General features: G+C 52.1%; 4 protein-coding genes. 3 read left to right on the forward strand and 1 reads right to left on the reverse strand.

What is annotated here, in order from left to right:
- Nucleotides 1-289: 289 nt before the first annotated feature.
- The 3 genes from QL223_RS12355 (at nucleotide 290) to QL223_RS12365 (ending at nucleotide 18,961) form a co-directional block, all read left to right on the forward strand.
- Entirely contained in the window at nucleotides 290-17,797 is a 17,508-nt protein-coding gene (locus tag QL223_RS12355) for a VCBS domain-containing protein (protein WP_281544915.1), read from the forward strand.
- Nucleotides 17,798-17,984: 187 nt separating this feature from the next.
- Nucleotides 17,985-18,602, forward strand: coding sequence for a thioredoxin domain-containing protein (locus QL223_RS12360; protein ID WP_002536832.1), 618 nt, complete (start codon nucleotides 17,985-17,987; stop codon nucleotides 18,600-18,602).
- 44 nt (nucleotides 18,603-18,646) lie between these two features.
- Nucleotides 18,647-18,961, forward strand: a complete 315-nt coding sequence (locus QL223_RS12365) for an antibiotic biosynthesis monooxygenase (RefSeq protein ID WP_281544916.1) — start codon at nucleotides 18,647-18,649, stop codon at nucleotides 18,959-18,961.
- Nucleotides 18,962-18,993: 32 nt separating this feature from the next.
- Here QL223_RS12365 and metC read toward each other — a convergent pair whose 3' ends face one another.
- Entirely contained in the window at nucleotides 18,994-20,181 is a 1,188-nt protein-coding gene (gene metC / locus QL223_RS12370; protein WP_281544917.1) for a cystathionine beta-lyase, read from the reverse strand.
- Nucleotides 20,182-20,309: the final 128 nt, after the last annotated feature.

The following is a 20,309-nucleotide window of genomic DNA, read 5'->3' on the forward strand; positions in this document are numbered from 1 at the left end:
AGTGGCTTTTCATTGTGACTGCCAAATCTGACACAGACTTAATTATTTGTTTGTCAGTTGCATATGAGACCTATTTCCATCTTTTTTCGGGGGTGACAATGTCGCTTTTCTTTTCACTTCCATCACCTTCCCGCACGTAAATCTCATTTATGAAACAGATTGCAAAGAAAATTTATCTAACTTCCTTGACCGGCTTATCCCCACTTAACGTTATGTACTACTTTTAACAAACCGCTCAAAAGATAAACATTTAGCTCAATGATGAGCCGCTAATTGTCGGGAGAAAACTATGGCTATCAACTTAGTTATTAGTCAGGTCGTAGGACAAGCATTTGTGGTAAAACCAGACGGTGAATTGGTGCAGGCAGCACCCAACACCGTGCTGCAAACCGGCGATGTATTATCCGTACCCAATGGAAAAAACGCCTGGCTGGTAACAGAAGAAGGTGAGCAGCTTGATGTGCTTGACGAAGCATTACTTGTTGGAGAAGAAGGTTTCGATAACCTCGACCTCCCTTCCGATGTGCTCGACGTTATCGCGGCGATTGAAGAAGGCGATGACCCCACCCAAAAGGAAGGCACTGAAACAGCTGCGGGTGAAGAAGCTGCAGGATCAGCACTCACGGCGGCTTCCATCATTGAGTACATTGGCTCCACCGGTGGTATCAGCAACATAACCGCATTTGATAGCACGGGGCTTTTTGGTTCCAACAAGTTAACATCGGGTCAAACCGAGACCCTTTTCAGCAGCCGTTATTTACCCATCCAGCAAAAACCAGGTTCTGATGACGAAGGTGCTGGCGGAAACACTAATGCGCCACCAACCTTCGGTAACTTTACGATCTCCTCTCAAGAAGATGGCGACATTATTCTTAGCCGCGAAGATATTCTCGGTGCGATCCGCGGCGGTAACGCGGCCAACATTCAGGTCACGGACATCAGACCCAGCGTCGAAGGTGCAACCATCACTAAAAACAGCGATGGGTCATTCACTTTAACGCCTCCACCAAATTTCAGTGGCACCATCAATTTCACCATTGATATCACGGACGGTCAGTACAAAACGTCTGGCACGGTTGGGGTGACAGTGACGGAGGTTGAAGACACGCCGGAAATTTCTATCACACCCGTCGAGCTCACAGAAGATGAAAACGTCGCTGAAGGCAGCGTGGTTGCGTCTATCGATGCCACAGACGGCGATGGCGATGCGCTAACCATTGAAATCACAAATGACCCTGATGGTTACTTCAAAGTGGAAAACGGCAACGTTGTGCTTACGGAAGCCGGTGCCGCCGCAATTGATGACGATACCCTGAACTTGGACGAAATCAGCGTTACCGTCAGTGTTTCCGATGGAAAAACCACGGTGGAAGAAACCGTGACCTTGCCCATCTCCCGTACCGATGATGACGCCAAGGTCGAAGGCGATACCACCGCCACAGTCAACGATGGCAACGGCACAGTGCCACCTTCCGCTACCGGCACACTCACTGTGGTTGACCCAGATTCCAACAATGAAACAGCACTGGAAAATGGCACCTATAAAGGCGAGTACGGGTCACTGGAGGTGAACAACGGCGTCTGGGTTTATACCGCTGACAAAGAGGCCATTGCACCTTTGGGTGAAGGTGAACAGGCGACAGATATCGTCACTATCACCGCCTCTGACGGCAGTACCCACCAAATTGTTCTGAACATTGAAGGCACCAACGACCCTGCGCTGGTGTCAGGCGATATTTCGGCCACCGTCTCCGGCGAGGGCGGAAACCTTCAAGCTTCCGGCACCCTGACCTCAAACGATGTTGACGGCGAAAACAACACCTTCATCGCTGAAACCATTACCACATTGAGAGGTGAACTCACCATCAATGAAGACGGTAGCTGGAGCTATGTGTCGACAGACCCTACCGGCGCGATCGAAGCGCTAGGAGAAGGGGATACGCTGACTGAATATGTCACTGTCAAAGCCGCAGATGGCACCGAGCAACAAATCGTCATCACCTTCCAAGGCGTGAATGATGACGCAGTCTTTTCCGCTATCAGCACCGGAGAAATCACCGAGAGTGACGGTGCCATGTCGGCACAGGGCACCATCAACATCAATGATCCGGATGCCGGCGAGTCATTCATGCAAGCAGGCACGCTCGACGGCACCTGGGGTTCCGTCACCATTGATGCTGCAGGCAACTGGACTTACACCACTCATGACAGCAGCGACTCTGCCATTAAGTCTCTGGCAGATGGTGAAAAAATGACAGACACCATCACTGTGTATTCAGTCGATGGCACAGAAACCCAAATCACCATCACGATCAACGGCACCAACGACGAAGCCGTCATCGGTGGCGATATTACCGCGACTGTGGTTGATAACAGCGGCACGATGACGGCCACTGGCACCCTCACCTCTGCGGATGTCGATGGCGCAGATAACAAGTTCGTGGCAGAAACCATTTCTACCCTGCGTGGTGAAATCACCATTGATGAAGATGGCAATTGGACTTACACCACCACAGACCCTACTGGCGCCATTGAACGTCTACCGGAAGGGGAAACGTTGACTGAAGTGGTCATTGTCCGGTCTGAAGATGGTACGGAACAACAAATCGTCCTCACACTCGTAGGGACAAATAATGCGCCCGAGTTTTCCGCCATCTCTTCACGCGACGTGTATGAAGCCAATGATGTCATCAGCGTGTCAGGTACCATCAATGTCGTCGATTCCGATTTGGGCGAGTCCTTCATGGAAGCCGGAACTTATGTCGGCGATCTGGGTGCTGTCACCATTGACCGGGCAGGTAACTGGACCTACACCACGGATCCCGGTCAAAACGCTGCGCTTGATTCCCTAAAAGAAGGCGAACAACGTATTGAGACCATTACCGTTCGCTCGGAGGATGGTACAGAAACCGACATCAAAGTCACCATTATTGGTACCAATGATCCTGCATTGATTGCAGGCGATATCGTCGGCACTGTGGTGGAAGCCGACGGCACCATGAGTACATCAGGCCAGCTGACCGCGACCGATGTGGATGGCAACGACAATACATTCACACCACAAACCCTTGAGGGACGATGGGGTGAACTGACCATTGATGCCAATGGTAACTGGACGTACAGCTCAGACGACGACAAAGGCGCCATTAACCGTCTTGGGCTGGGCGAACAGCTGACCGATACCCTTACCGTTCAGTCTGAAGACGGCACGGAACAGACCATCACCATTACCATCACGGGCACCAATGATGCAGCGGTATTTGGCGGCATGAACAGCGTCAGTATCGACGAAACAGATAGCCAACTCACCAACAGTGGCCGCCTGACAGTGTCAGATGCTGACTATGGTGAATCTTTCTTCGAAGCCGGCACCTTCAACGGTACCTATGGTGAAGTCAGTATTGATGAGGCAGGAAATTGGACATACACCTCAGACCCAGCTTACAACGCCACTTTTGATGCGCTAGAAGAAGGTGAACAGCTGGTCGACACCATCACTGTTCGCTCACAAGATGGCACTGAAACACAAATCCTCGTCACCGTGGTAGGCACCAACGACCCTGCCGAGATCGCCGGCGACATCGTAGGCACTTTGGTAGAAAGTGATGGCACCATGTCCACGTCTGGACAGCTGACATCGACCGATGTTGATGGTAACGATAATGCCTTCACGCCACAGACCATTGAAGGACGCTGGGGTGAAATCACCATCGATGCTAACGGTAACTGGACTTACTCCTCCACCGATGAAAAAGGCGCTATCAACCGACTTGGAGAGGGTGACCAGCTAACCGATACGATTTCGGTTCGTGCCGAAGATGGTACGGTTCAAACCATTACTATCACCATTGATGGCACTAACGATACCGCCGTATTTGGCGGCATGACCAATGTAACCGTCACCGAAACCGACAGCGCGATTACCACGAATGGCCGCGCAACCGTATCTGACGCTGACTACGGAGAATCATTCTTCCAGGCAGGCACTTTTACCGGCACATACGGTGAAATCAACATAGATAAAGCCGGGAACTGGACATACACCTCTTCTCCCGAGCATACCGCCAGTTTTGATGCGCTGGATGCAGGCGATGTGCTGCCCGAATCCATCACCGTTTACGCTTTAGATGGCACTCCGCTCACCATAGAGATCAACATTCAGGGAACCGATGATCTTCCCGTTGTCAGCGGCCAGACCGGCGGAGCCCTGACCGACACCACCACCGGAGAAGCTCAATTTGTGACAGGGTCACTATCCATCTCCGATGTGGATGCCGATGACTCACCGACATTCGAAGATACGCGCATTGAAGGCGAATTCGGTGTGCTGGAAATGGTTGATGGAGAATGGACATACACCCTCGACAAAGACGCAGCATCGCGTCTGAACAGCGGAGAAACCGACACCGATATCATCACGGTTACCGCCTCTGATGGCACTGAGCAAAAAATCGTCATTACGGTGACCGGTACCGATGACGAGCCAGTACTGACAGGGAATACTGTTGGTTCTATCAGTGACAATGGCTCGCCAACCACGTCTGGTTTTATCAGCGTTATCGACCCTGATTCCGATAATTCACCGACGCTGCCAGACGCTGAAGTCGACGGTCAATACGGCTCGCTAACACTGATCGATGGGGAATGGACTTATACCCTGAACCCAGATTCAGTCGCAGCATTGCCAGATGGGGAAACCACCATTGATGTCGTCACGCTTGAAGCGTCAGACGGTTCAAAACACGAAATCACCATTACGATTACCGGGACAGATCAGGAACCTGTGCTGACGGGTAACACCACAGGCGTGATCACCGAAGGCAGTGCAGCACTCACTGCGACTGGTTCGGTGTCACTCGTCGATGTAGATACAGGGGAGAACCCTACCCTGCCAAACGGCACAACTGACGGGCAATATGGTTCATTAACCTTGGTCGATGGCGCATGGACATACACACTGGATCCCGATCTTGCACAGTATCTCGACGAAGGTGAATCGACCACCGATACCATCACTATCACCGCCTCTGATGGTTCCGTGCATGACATTGTTATCACCATTACCGGCAGTGAAGATTCAGCCATGCTGGAAGGCGATATTTCAGGCTCGGTCAGCGATGATAGCGCCTCACTCACCGCTAGCGGTTCCCTGTCTGTCAGCGACCCAGACACCAGTGATAACCCGACTTTGCCCGATACCAATCAACAGGGGCAATACGGCTCCTTCACCATGGTAGATGGCAACTGGACCTACACGCTGGATCCAGAGCTTGCCGCGGTGCTCGATGAAGGTGTCACCGTCACAGACACCATCATCATTACCGATTCCATGGGCGGCACCCATGAGCTGGCTATCAATGTCACTGGCACGGACAACGCCGCAGAACTGACAGGCGACACCTCCGCAAATTTGGTGGAAGGAACCGACCTCACTGCAACGGGCTCCGTTTCTGTCATCGATGCAGACAGCGGGGACAACCCAGTTATCGCCAACACCGATGTAGAAGGTCAATACGGCTCCTTCTCGCTTGTCGACGGCGAGTGGACATACACCCTCGATCCGTCTGTTGCACAAGGGCTGAATGCCGGTCAAACCGCCACAGATACCATCACCCTTGTCGATAGCGAAAACAACGAACACCAAATCGTTATCACCGTAGAGGGAACCGCTGATGCCGCGGTGGTTTCAGGAGAATTCACAGGGTCTGTGTCTACCGAAACAGGCCCTGTTGTGGAAATCACCAACCTGTTTGTCTTTGGTGATGATGCAGATGGCGAACCCGCAAACTTTAGCCTCGACAGCCAGCCAGACTCGTTGAGTTTCAGTTCAGTCGGCTTCAGCGCCAACATCACTGACAGTGATGGCAGACTGAATAACGACGGATCACAATCCATTGAACTTAATGGCCAGAGCTACCCTGTTTCTGCAAATGCCACCGTTCAATATTCCGACGCCTATGGCAATGTCTTCACCATGGCCGTACTCACAGTATCTGCCACGGAAACGGGCGAATATTTTGGTGGTACAAGCCAACCAACCACCCTGTTGGTTCAAATCGACGGTCCAGACATCGTCCCTGGCACCGATCTGGCACTGGTTGAGGGTTCTTACCAAGAAGTTAGCAACATTAACTATCTTGATGTCAGTGATGCGGTCACCGCGTCTGGCCAAATCAGCATTTCAGATGCTGACACCAACGACACCCCGGAATTCGCCAATACCACTTTGGAAGGAAATTACGGTACGCTCGAATTGGTCGACGGCAATTGGACCTACACCCTAGATCCGTCCAAATCCGAGGTTTTAGGTGCTAACGAGGTTGCCACAGAAACCTTCACCTTGACCGCGTCTGACGACACCCAACAGCAGATCAAAATCGAAGTCACAGGCACCGACGATGCTGCAATCGTCACCGGAAATATCACAGGCTCGGTCACCGATCAGGACACCTCAACTTCCGGCTCGATCAACATTACCGACCCTGACAGTGGTCAGTCAGCCACCATTGATAATGTGACTATCGAAGGGGAATACGGCACCTTTGAATTGATCGACGGCAACTGGACATACATCGTTGACCCAGACAAAGCCAAACCACTCCCTGAAGGCGAAGAAGCAACCGATACCTTCACCCTCACGGCGTCGGACGGCTCAACCCATGAGATTGTTGTGACCGTAACAGGGACGGATGATGCTGCTATAGTCACTGGCGATACCACCGGACAAGTGACCGATCAGGACACCTCGACTTCGGGATCAATTACTGTCACCGACCCAGACAGCGGTGAAACCGCCACTATCGACAATGTCACCATTCAAGGCGAATACGGCACCTTCGAATTAGTGGACGGCGAGTGGACTTACACCGTCGATCCAGACAAGGCCAAACCGCTTCCTGAAGGCGAAGAAGCCACAGACACTTTCACCCTCACAGCGATAGACGGCTCAACCCATGAGATTGTTGTGACCGTAACAGGGACGGATGATGCTGCGGTTGTCACGGGTGACACCACAGCAACCATCAGTGATGTTGATACCTCAGCGACGGGCTCTATCACCGTCACTGACCCAGATTCCGGCGAAACGGCCACCATCGGCAATACCACGATTGAAGGTAACTACGGCACCTTCGAACTGGTGGACGGCAACTGGACATACACCGTCGATCCGGACAAAGCGCAATCTCTGACTGAAGGGCAGGAAGCCAACGAAACCTTTACGTTGACCGCGTCTGATAACTCCACGCATGAAATCGTGGTGACGGTCACCGGTACCAACCAGTCTGCGGTTGTCACGGGTGACACCACAGCAACCATCAGTGATGTTGATGCTTCCGCAACGGGCTCTATCACCGTCACTGACCCTGACTCAGGCGAAACGGCCACCATCGGTAACACCACGATTGAAGGTAATTACGGCACCTTTGAACTGGTGGACGGCAACTGGACGTACACCGTCGATCCAGACAAAGCCCAGTCTCTGCCAGAAGGCGAGGAAGCCAACGAGACCTTTACCCTGACCGCGTCTGATAACTCCACCCATGAGATTGTGGTGACGGTCACTGGTACCAATCAGTCTGCAGTTGTCACCGGTGATACCACAGCAACCATCAGTGATGTTGATACCTCGGCAACGGGCTCTATCACCGTCACTGACCCCGATTCCGGCGAAACCGCCACCATCGGCAATACCACGATTGAAGGTAACTACGGCACCTTCGAACTGGTCGACGGCAACTGGACATACACCGTCGATCCGGACAAAGCGCAATCTCTGGCTGAAGGGCAGGAAGCCAACGAGACCTTTACCCTGACCGCGTCTGACAATTCGACGCATGAGATTGTCGTGACGGTCACTGGTACCAACCAGTCTGCGGTTGTGACGGGCGATACCACTGCTGCAATCAATGACGTCGATACATCCGCGACGGGCTCTATCACCGTCACTGACCCCGACTCCGGCGAAACCGCCACCATCGGCAACACTATGATTGACGGTAATTACGGCACTTTTGAACTGGTGGATGGCAACTGGACGTACACCGTCGATCCAGACAAAGCCCAATCTCTGCCAGAAGGCGAGGAAGCCAACGAGACCTTTACCCTGACCGCGTCTGACAATTCGACCCATGAGATTGTCGTGACGGTCACTGGTACCAACCAGTCTGCGGTTGTGACTGGCGATACCACTGCTGCAATCAGTGATGTTGATACCTCCGCGACGGGCTCTATCACCGTCACTGACCCCGATTCCGGCGAAACGGCCACCATCGGCAACACCACGATTGAAGGTAATTACGGGACCTTCGAACTGGTGGACGGCAACTGGACGTATACGGTTGACCCAGACAAAGCCCAGTCTCTGCCTGAAGGGCAGGAAGCCAACGAAACCTTTACCCTGACTGCGTCAGATAACTCCACGCATGAGATCGTGGTGACGGTAACAGGTACCAACCAGTCTGCGGTTGTCTCGGGCGACACCACTGCTGCAATCAATGATGTTGATACCTCAGCAACAGGCTCTATCACAGTTACCGATCCGGATTCTGGTGAAACCGCGTCTATCGGTAACACCACGATTGAAGGTAATTACGGGACCTTCGAGTTGGTCGACGGCAACTGGACCTACACGGTAGACCCGGATAAAGCGCAAGCCCTGCCGGACGGGGAAGAGGCGACCGAAACCTTTACTCTGACCGCGTCTGACAATTCGACGCATGAGATTGTCGTGACGGTCACTGGTACCAACCAGTCTGCGGTTGTGACGGGCGATACCACTGCTGCAATCAGTGATGTTGATACCTCCGCGACGGGCTCTATCACAGTCACTGACCCAGACTCCGGCGAAACGGCCACCATCGGCAACACCACGATTGAAGGTAATTACGGCACTTTTGAACTGGTCGATGGCAACTGGACTTACACGGTTGACCCAGACAAAGCCCAAGCTCTGCCTGAAGGTGAAGAGGCGACCGAAACCTTTACGCTCACTGCGTCTGACAACTCAACGCACGAGATTGTGGTCACGGTTGAAGGCACCAACCAGTCTGCGGTTGTCACCGGTGACACCACAGCAACCATCAGTGATGTTGATGCTTCCGCGACGGGCTCAATCACGGTTACCGACCCAGATTCCGGCGAAACGGCTACCATCGGCAACACCACCATAGAGGGCAACTACGGCACCTTCGAACTGGTGGACGGCAACTGGACTTACACGGTAGACCCTGACAAAGCCCAGTCTCTGCCAGAAGGCGAGGAAGCCAACGAGACCTTTACCCTGACCGCGTCAGATAACTCGACGCACGAAATTGTGGTCACGGTTGAAGGCACCAACCAGTCTGCAGTTGTCACCGGTGATACCACTGCCTCGATCACTGACGTCGATACCTCAGCAACAGGCTCTATCACGGTTACCGACCCAGATTCCGGCGAAATGGCCACCATCGGCAATACCACGATTGAAGGCAATTACGGTACCTTCGAACTGGTCGACGGCAACTGGACTTACACGGTAGACCCGGATAAAGCGCAAGCCCTGCCAGAAGGCGAGGAAGCCAACGAGACCTTTACCCTGACCGCGTCTGATAACTCGGCGCACGAGATTGTGGTGACGGTCACCGGCACCAACCAGTCTGCGGTTGTGACAGGTAATACGACTGCCTCTATCACTGACGTCGATACCTCAGCAACAGGCTCTATCACGGTTACCGATCCGGATTCCGGCGAAACCGCGTCTATCGATAACACCACCATAGAGGGTAACTATGGTACCTTCGAATTGGTCGACGGCAACTGGACTTACACGGTAGACCCAGACAAAGCGCAAACACTACCAGAGGGCCAGGAAGCCACTGAAACCTTTACCCTTACGGCATCTGACAATTCACAACACGAGATCACTGTTACCGTTGAAGGCACTGATCAAGCAGCTGTTGTCACGGGTGATACCACCGCCAGTCTTTCTGACACTGACACTTCCGTATCTGGCTCTATCACAGTGACTGATCCAGACAGCGGCGAAACGGCAAGCATCAGCAACACTGATATTGATGGTGAATACGGCACCTTCTCACTGGTAGACGGTGAGTGGACCTACACTGTCGATCCGGATAAAGCAGAGGCAATCTCTCTGGGTGATACAGAGACTGAAACCTTCACCCTCACAGCATCTGACGGTTCGACTCACCAAATCACCGTCGATGTAGTGGGAACCGATCAGGCAGCAGTCGTCACTGGCACGACAACAGGCACAATTTCGACTGCTGATCTCTCAAGCGCGATCGTGGGCAACGCCTTCATCATGGATGAGAATTTCAGCATTGAGTCGGGCGAGTTCCACACCTCCAACTTGCCACCCTCTATAAATTTCAGCAGCGGTGGTGTTAGCGTCGAATTCACTGATAACGACGCGCGTCTGGATGGCGACAACACACACAACGAATACTCCAATGACAGCTCACAAACTATCGAGCTAAACGGCGTTACTTACCCTGCAAACCTCGACTACACGCTTCAGTACACTGACGCGCAGGGTAACGTGTATACCATGGCAATTGTCGATGTGGACACCAATGCCGATGGCAACAACTACAACGCGATTCCGGACAACGGTAAGGTGCTGATCCAGCTCGATGGCCCAGAGATCACCCCAGATACCACACTCACATTAGTACCGGGCTCGTACAACAATATCGACAGTCTCGATTACGACGATATTGCAGCACCCGTTACTGTAAGCGGCACCATTGAAATCTCTGATGTCGATAGCAACGACAGTCCATCTTTCGCGAATACCACAGTGGAAGGTCAGTACGGTTCACTGACTTTGGAAGATGGAGAATGGACGTACACCGTAGATCGCGACAAAGTGGAATCACTGGGTTCTGACGACAATGTTCAGGACGTGATCACGTTGACCGCCAGTGACGGCACGACACAGAACATCACCATCAATGTCTCCGGTACCGATGACGGTTCCATCATTGCCGGTGATGTGACGGGCAGCATCACCGAGGATGTCGGTGCGCAGTCAGTCTCAGGCACCATTACTATTACTGACCCAGATAGCGGCCAGACACCGACTATTCCAGATGCGACACTGGACGGTACCTACGGCACGCTTGAGCTGGTTGGTGGCGAATGGACTTACACGGTTAACACCGACGCTGTTCAATCGCTGGCGCAAGACCAAGTTGTTACTGACAACATCACGGTCACTGCAAGCGATGGCAACCAACAGGTCATCAGCATTACCTTGACCGGTACAAACGATGCCGCGGTGGTAACGGGTGATACAACAGGTAATGTGACCGATGCTGATGCATCAACATCCGGCACGATCACCGTCACCGACCCCGACTCCGGTGAAACCGCCACCATCGGCAACACCACGATTGAAGGTAATTACGGCACCTTCGAACTGGTGGACGGCAACTGGACATACACCGTTGACCCGGACAAAGCCCAGCCGCTGACTGACGGCGAAACTGCACAGGATACCTTCACCCTGACTGCCTCTGATGGTTCGACCCATGATGTCACGGTAACCGTGACCGGCACTGACAATGCCGGCGTCGTCACAGGCACCACTTCAGGCAGCGTTGATGCAGCAGGCTTTACACTGAATGTGGAAGAGAGTGGCAACCTCACCGCTGGTGAGGTCACTCAGGGCGACAGCAATGGCGGTTGGAATACCACCACCACCACGATTGACGGTGTACCTTATGTTATTTCGACGTCATTTGGTTACGACGGCACCACCATCATCTCTCGGGTTGAAAACGATGGTTCGCTCACTGAGACCGACCGCATCACTTACGACAGCTCCACGGGCGTAGTAACGTCATCGGTGTCTGGAGATATCACCTCTGCCGTTGAAAATGCAGGTTTCTCTGTTGGCGGACTGGGTAATGGTCTCACACAGTCAAATGTCTCGAGTATCGACGGTCAACCTACCCTATTCCTGACGTCGCAAAACAGCGGTTCAATTTCTGCATGGGAGATTTCGGGTAACGGCCAGCTCACCGTCAATGGCGGCCTGACCTTCGGCAACTCGCAAACAGGCATTGTGCGCGAAAACGTCACCTTCGAAACGGATGATGGTGAAACTCTGATTTTCGCTACACGCCCTCAGGGTGATACCGTCGATGTCCTCTCCTACAACCCGGAAACCGGTGAAATTGCTGAAACCGGCAACTCCTACCCGTCAGGGGACCTGGTGTCAGGCATCGATATTGTGACGATTGACGGCAATACCTTTGTCACTTCCAGCGGCACTGATGTCGTCAGTCTGTATGCCGTTGACAGCGCTACAGGTAACCTCACTCTGGTTGACAGTGAGCCGGTCACCTCCGGCAGTGGCAACTCGGTGAACTTTTATCAAACCCCTGATGGCAGCACCTATGCCATCAGCTCCAGCAGCAGTGCTGATGTGACTACTGTGTTTGAAGTCGCCGCTGACGGAACACTGACACAGACTGACGTTATTGAAAATGCTGGCGCATATATGTCGACCGCCGGCTACGTCGACGGTGAGCCTGTTTTCGTTGCGCCGAATCCGGATGGTGGTGTCGACCTTTACACCATTAACAGCGAAGGCTCGCTGGTACATCAGGGTAATGTCGCCGCCATAGAAAATGACAATACCCCGCCGGTTATCGTCCAAACCGCCGACGGCAGCTACTACCTGGTGGATGCCGATGGCAATACCGCCACGGTGAAACTGGAAATTGGCGAGTCTCTCATCACCACCTCTGGTTCGCTGGATGTGGTGGATGTCGACGGTGGCGACACCACGGTGTTTGAGAACACGACGGTGGAAGGCACCTACGGGACACTTGAACTGGTGGATGGCAACTGGACCTACACCCTGGATGAAGCCAAGTCTGAATCACTGGGAGAGGGCGACACCGCCCAGGATGTGATCACGCTGACCGCCACCGACGGCACTCAACAAGACATCACTATCACGGTCACCGGTACCGATGATCTGGCTGAACTGACTGGTGATGTGACAGCAACGGTGACGGATGCGGATGCTTCTGTCTCCGGCTCTATCACTGTTGTTGACCCTGATACCGGTGACAACACCACCATCGCCAACACCACCATGCAGGGCGAATACGGCACCTTCCAGTTGGTAGATGGCGATTGGACTTATACCGTCGATCCCGCCAAAGCAGAGCCTCTGCCTGAAGGCCAGTCGGTAGAAGATACCTTTACCCTGACGGCCTCTGATGGTTCAACCCATGATGTCACGGTCACCGTGACCGGCACTGACAATGCCGGCGTTGTCACAGGCACCACCTCAGGCAGCGTGGACGCAGCAGGCTTTACGCTGAATGTGGAAGAGAGTGGCAACCTCACCGCTGGTGAGGTCACCCAGGGCGATAACAATAGTGGTTGGAATACCACCACCACCACGATTGACGGTGTACCTTATGTTATTTCGACGTCGTTTGGTTACAGTGGCACTACCATCATCTCCCGCGTAGAAGATGATGGTTCGCTCACTGAGACTGACCGCATCGTCTATGACAATAATACTGGTACAGTGACCTCCTCTTCTGGCGGCGACATAACAGCAGTGATTCAGGAAGCAGGTATTTCCGTTGGTGCGCTCGGGAACGGTCTGACTCAGTCCAATGTCTCTCAAGTCGATGGTGAGCCTACCCTGTTCTTGACCTCGCAGAACAGTGGTTCAATTTCTGCATGGCAGATTTCTGACTCCGGTGAACTCAGCCTCAATGGCGGCCTGACCTTCGGCAACTCGCAAACAGGCATTGTGCGCGAAAACGTCACCTTCGAAACGGATGATGGTGAAACTCTGATTTTCGCTACACGCCCTCAGGGTGATACCGTCGATGTCCTCTCCTACAACCCGGAAACCGGTGAAATTGCTGAAACCGGCAACTCCTACCCGTCAGGGGACCTGGTGTCAGGCATCGATATTGTGACGATTGACGGCAATACCTTTGTCACTTCCAGCGGCACTGATGTCGTCAGTCTGTATGCCGTTGACAGCGCTACAGGTAACCTCACTCTGGTTGACAGTGAGCCGGTCACCTCCGGCAGTGGCAACTCGGTGAACTTTTATCAAACCCCTGATGGCAGCACCTATGCCATCAGCTCCAGCAGCAGTGCTGATGTGACTACTGTGTTTGAAGTCGCCGCTGACGGAACACTGACACAGACTGACGTTATTGAAAATGCTGGCGCATATATGTCGACCGCTGGCTACGTCGACGGTGAGCCTGTTTTCGTTGCGCCGAATCCGGATGGTGGTGTCGACCTCTACACCATTAACAGCGAAGGCTCGCTGGTACATCAGGGTAATGTCACCTCCATAGAAAATGACAATACCCCGCCGGTTATCGTCCAAACCACCGACGGCAGCTACTACCTAGTGGATGCCGATGGCAATACCGCCACGGTGAAACTGGAAATTGGCGAGTCTCTCATCACCACCTCTGGTTCGCTGGATGTGGTGGATGTCGACGGCGGTGACACCACAGTGTTTGAGAACACGACGGTGGAAGGCACTTACGGCACGCTCGAATTGGTCGATGGCAACTGGACTTACACACTGGATGAAACCAAGTCTCAGAGCCTGGGTGAAGATCAAACCGCCCAGGATGTGATCACGCTGACCGCCACCGACGGCACTCAACAAGACATCACTATCACGGTCACGGGTACCGATGATCTGGCTGAAGTAACGGGTGATCTCTCCGCACAAATCTCCGAAGATTCGCAATCTCAAACTGTCAGCGGCACCCTGTCGATTACAGATGTAGATACCAACGACACACCAAGCTTTGCCAATACGACAGTAGCAGGCCAGTTTGGCTCATTATCCTTGGTCGATGGTGAATGGACTTACACTTTGAGCGATGCGGCACAATCACTCAGTGAAGGGCAGCAAGTTGAGGATGTCATAACACTGACAGCGACAGACGGCACCACTCAGGACATCGTCGTTACGGTAACAGGTGCTGATGATGCGTCATTCATCTCAGGCACTACTTCCGGTAGCGTGACTGAAGGTGATGCAGGTGACGTGATTACAACCAGTGGCAAACTCTCGGTTAACGATATTGATAATGACAACGTCACAATTCCAGACAGTAATCAATCGGGAACCTATGGCTCACTCTCGCTTGTTGACGGCGAATGGACGTATACGCTCGACAACAGCAAGGTAGATAGCCTCAACGAAGGCCAGAACGTAACAGATACCTTTACTGTTGAGGCTTCAGACGGTTCGACGCAGGAGATAGTGGTGAACATCACTGGTAGCGATGATGCTGCAGTGCTTTCCGGCGACACCACAGGCACTATCACCAACACCACAGCAACGACACAAAACGTTACTCTTGGCCGTAACTATGACGGTACTTGGGATGTGAGCGAAGGTGACAATCTCTATCTAAACATGAACAACATTTCATCCAGTGCCGGCTACAGCAACAGTGTCGGTTACTACGTGATGGATGGCAGTGGTAACGTAGTACGTTCCGCCATCATCTTTGATAACGCGCATTCGGTTAACAACTCAAGCGTAAACATCAATACCGCTGGCGGTGAAAAAGTGGGGCTGTTCCTCATCCCTGACGGTGACAGCAAAGGCTTTAATGTCGGTAGTGTAAGTCTGAGCTTCGGAAGCGGTGGAGTAACAGCCTATCAAGGTGGAGCATCAGGCACGACATTTGTGTCTGAATCATCGAAAAACGGCAGTGACTTCGATTATGAGAATAACTCAGGTACATACTCCGGATGGGAAGATCTTGTAGGCGGCGGCGATCGCGACTACAACGATGTCACCTTCTCCGTCACCGCGACGCAGCAACAAGACCAGCCTATCTCAGCCAGCGGCTCAATCGGCGTATCAGATGCTGACAGCGGCGACACGCCAACACTGCCGAATACCACTGTTCAAGGTGAGTTCGGTGAGCTTGTCCTGACTAACGGTAACTGGACCTACACATTCGATGAAAGCAAAGCGCAACAAATCGATGAAGAGACTCTAGATACCATCGTCATTACTGACTCAGAGGGCGGACAACATGAAATTGTCATTGCCATCCAGGGTACAGATGATGCCCCAATTGTTACTGGCGTATTCAGTGGTGCCGTTACAGAGGGTGACTTCGGAGACACAGTAACAGTGAGCGGCAGTATCGCTATCAGTGACCCGGACGCAGAAGATAACCCTGAGTTCCTGAACACCACCATTCAGGGTGACTACGGTTCACTCACACTGACTGATGGCGTATGGACTTATGAGCTGGATGACGTGAAAGCGGAAGTGCTTTCGAGCTCCGACTATGTCACCGACACCATCACGCTGACGGCAACGGATGGCACGGTGCAAAACATTAATGTTTCTATCACGGGAACCAATGATGATCCGTTCGTGGTCGGCACCAACACCGCAGCCATTGTGGCACCGGACTCGGTCACCAGTGAATTTGTGGATATTGGCAATGCATTCGTCCTCAATGAAGGTTACACCTTCTCGGGTGGCGACATGCAGTACTACGGTAATGAGCCGACATTCCAGTTCAACGACTCCGGCTCAACCATCCGTTTCTATGATAATGACACCACGGTAGACGGCGACAATTATTCGAACGAGTACGTTCAGGATTCGAGTCAAAAAGTTGAAATCAATGGTGTTCAGTACACCGCCACCTACGACTATCAACTCGATTATCAAGACTCAGCAGGGAATATTTATTCCTTCGCCGTGTTTGATGTCGACCTTGATGGTGACGGTAGCTTTAAGTACGACTCCAATGAGCAAGGCCGAGTGATTGTGCAGATAGACGGTCCACAAATCACTCCAGGACTCACCATGGATTACCTGCGTGATACGCCTAATCAGCCAAGGTCGATGTCATATTCCGACTTCACTGATTTTTCTGGTGCAACGCTCGAAGCAACAGGTGTGCTTTCTATCGTTGATTTGGATGCGAATGATTCACAACCTGAATTTGCTGACACCACAGTAAACGGCCAATATGGCTCACTGGTATTAACCGACGGTGCTTGGACTTACACACTCGACCCTCACTCAACACCAGCATTAGGAGAGCATGATACTGTTACTGAGGTCATCAGTCTCACCGCCACAAATGGTATGCAAACTCAGGTTAATGTCACCATCGGTGGCTCAGAATCAGCAGTCAACAATGCGTCGCTAAACGGTGTAAGCGATACACTCGATGACGTGATTGCGCTAGATGATGTCACCTTCTCTGGTAGTGATGGAAATGATCGCATAGCTGGTAGTAGTGAAGTGGACGTATTACTCGGCAACAGTGGCGATGATGTCATTTACGGCAATGCGGGAAATGACATTATCGATGGCGGATTAGGAGATGACCTGATCTTCGGTGGACAAGGCAACGATTTATTAGCCGGTGGCGCAGGGTCGGACACCTATGCCTTCCTGCGTGGAGATCAAGGCACGGTCAGCGAACCAGCCGTTGACCATATTGCTGATTTCGATACTCAGCAGGATGCCATTAATCTCTCTGATTTGTTGAATAACGAAACTGCAGATTCACTCGGAGAATACCTGTCGTTCAGTGACGATGGTGAGGGCCACGCCATGTTGAATATCTCCTCACAAGGTGATGGCAACATTGATCAGCAGGTCGTGTTCGACAACATGAGCATGGAAGACATGGCCGATGCCTACAGCGTAGACATTACCGGGATGACCTCGGAGCAAATCAGCTCTTCGGTTATTGACGCAATGGTGATGCAGAGCAAGATGATCATCGACTAAATAAAAAGAAGCCCAAGAGCCTTGTGCTCATTGCCAGCCGCCCTCCGGCTGGCATTTTTTTATCTGGCTTTTACTCATTTTAGAAACTTGAAGGAGCTCGCATTCAAGTTATTTGGGTATATACTCACGTTTCCAAAAAATTCATCCATCGCGAACATGAATTCGCTAAAAATAGTGATTAAGTTTTATGAACCTCAAGCGTTTCCTTCTTCCATTGTTTGCAGCACTGACAATCTCCGCCTGCAGCGATGAAGCGCCACAAAACGACAAGTACACTACGCTAGCAACGCCTGTGACTGTAGAAAATCTGCCAGCAGTCACCGAAGTCTTCAGCCTGTCATGCGGCCACTGCCGTTCAATGGAAGCGGCCATTCCCGCGATTGAAGCTGCCGCTGATGTAAAAATTGGCAAAGCGCATGTCACCTTCAATGAAAACGCCACCTTTGCGGCAATGATTTACTATTCCGCCATGAGTCAGATTGACGGCGCACCACCAGAAGGTTTGACCGAAGCCCTGTTCAAGTTTGTGCAAGAAGACCAGTCTGATGACGCGGAAAAGAACAAGGCCATCCTGAGTTCACTGTTTGCGCAATACAATCTGGTCAGCCCTTTTGACATGACCGAAGCACAACAAGAAGCACTGTTTGCAGATATGGAGCGCGCTGATCAGATCACGGTAGAATCTGAAATCAGATCGGTACCGACGTTTCTGGTTAATGGCAAATATGTGGTGAATACCAGTGCGCATCAAAGTGCCGAGGAACTGGCCGACACCCTAAAAATGCTGATGGCGAAAGGTCAGTAATCTCTCAGCAATTCGCCCTAAACGCTAACATTCAAGGAATGAAGATGATTCTGGAAGTCGCCATATTGAATGTGGTTCCCGGGCAGGAAGCCGCATTTGAGAACGCCTTTGAGAAAGCACAGGCAATTATTTCGGCACAGAAAGGTTACATCAGCCATGAAGTCCGCCGATGTATGGAACAGAAAAGCCGCTACATACTGCTGGTGAACTGGGAAACCCTGGAAGACCACACAGAGGGATTCCGGCAATCCGAGGGGTATCAGGATTGGAAAGCCTTGCTGCACCATTTCTACGATCCCTTCCCGACGGTTGAGCACTATGAATCTGTGCCGAACCTTAGAAACACAAACGGCGCTTGATGCGCCGTTTTTGAATTCTCACCGAAGCCGCATTACTTCAGGCGTTCGAAGCCTGCTTCCAAATCCGCAATCAGATCTTCCACATCTTCAAGGCCAATATGCAGACGCACCAAGGTGCCGCTGAAATCAACCGGGCCAACTGGACGAATGGCATTCAAATCTTCCGGCTGGTTCGCCAGCACCAGAGACTCGTAGCCACCCCACGAATACGCCATACTGAAGTGAGTGAAGTTATCCAGATAATTCGCAATCTGCTCGTCGGTCAATTTCTCTTTCAGCACGAAAGAGAACAGGCCACAACTGCCACTGAAATCGCGCTGATAGTTTTCGTGTCCCACACTTTCAGCCAAAGCAGGATGATTGACACGTGCCACCTCAGGTCGCGCACTCAGCCAGTTAGCGACTGCAATACTGTTCTCCTGATGCTGTTTCAGGCGCACTCCCAAAGTACGCAAACCACGGGATGCCATGTATGCGGTATCCGCATCAACCATTTGTCCCATTAGGTAAGAGCGCTCGCGCAGACGCTCCCAAGTGCGTGCATTAGCGACCGCTGTGCCAATCATGGCGTCAGAATGCCCAACAATGTATTTGGTACCCGCTTGAATAGAGATATCAATATCATGCTCAAGCGCTTTAAACAGAATGCCAGCCGCCCAGGTGTTATCAATCATGATCACCACGTCAGGGTTCACCGCACGTACCGCTTTTACAATGGCTGGGATGTCGGGCACTTCCATAGTGATCGAGCTTGGTGATTCCAGAAAGACCACTGAGGTTTCCGGTTTCACCAAAGCGCCAGTATCAGCACCTTTCATCGGGTCGTAGTAAGTGGTGGAAATCCCCATGTCGGCAAGAATGGTGTTACAGAAGGCTTGGGTTGGCTCATAAGCGCCACCCGTCATCAAAACGTGGTCACCGGTTTTGACAAAAGAGAGCATGCTGTTGGCAATGGCTGCTGCGCCACAAGGATAAAGCACACAACCTGCGCCACCTTCCAGCTCAGTCATGGCATCCTGAAAGGCAAAGTGCGTCAATGTGCCACGGCGTCCGTAGAATAACTCACGTTCCCCACGATGTTTTGTCGCCACTTTTTTCTGCGCCACAGAATCAAAAACAATTGATGACGCACGCTGAATCACACTGTTAACACTGCCTTTGCAGTACTCAGATTTTCGCCCCGCAGACACCAGCGTGGTATTCAGTTTTCCTGATGACATGAACTCTCCCTATTCAACCCCAACAATACCCAGAAGCAGAGCCTGGATACCTTCAAAATTCGTATTGGCAAAGATTACCTCAGTTACTGCAGAAATGCAGCGCTCACCCGGTTGAATTTTCTAAGGGG

The sequence above is a fragment of the Grimontia sp. SpTr1 genome, assembly GCF_947387585.1.
GTDB classification, from domain to species: domain Bacteria; phylum Pseudomonadota; class Gammaproteobacteria; order Enterobacterales; family Vibrionaceae; genus Enterovibrio; species Enterovibrio indicus.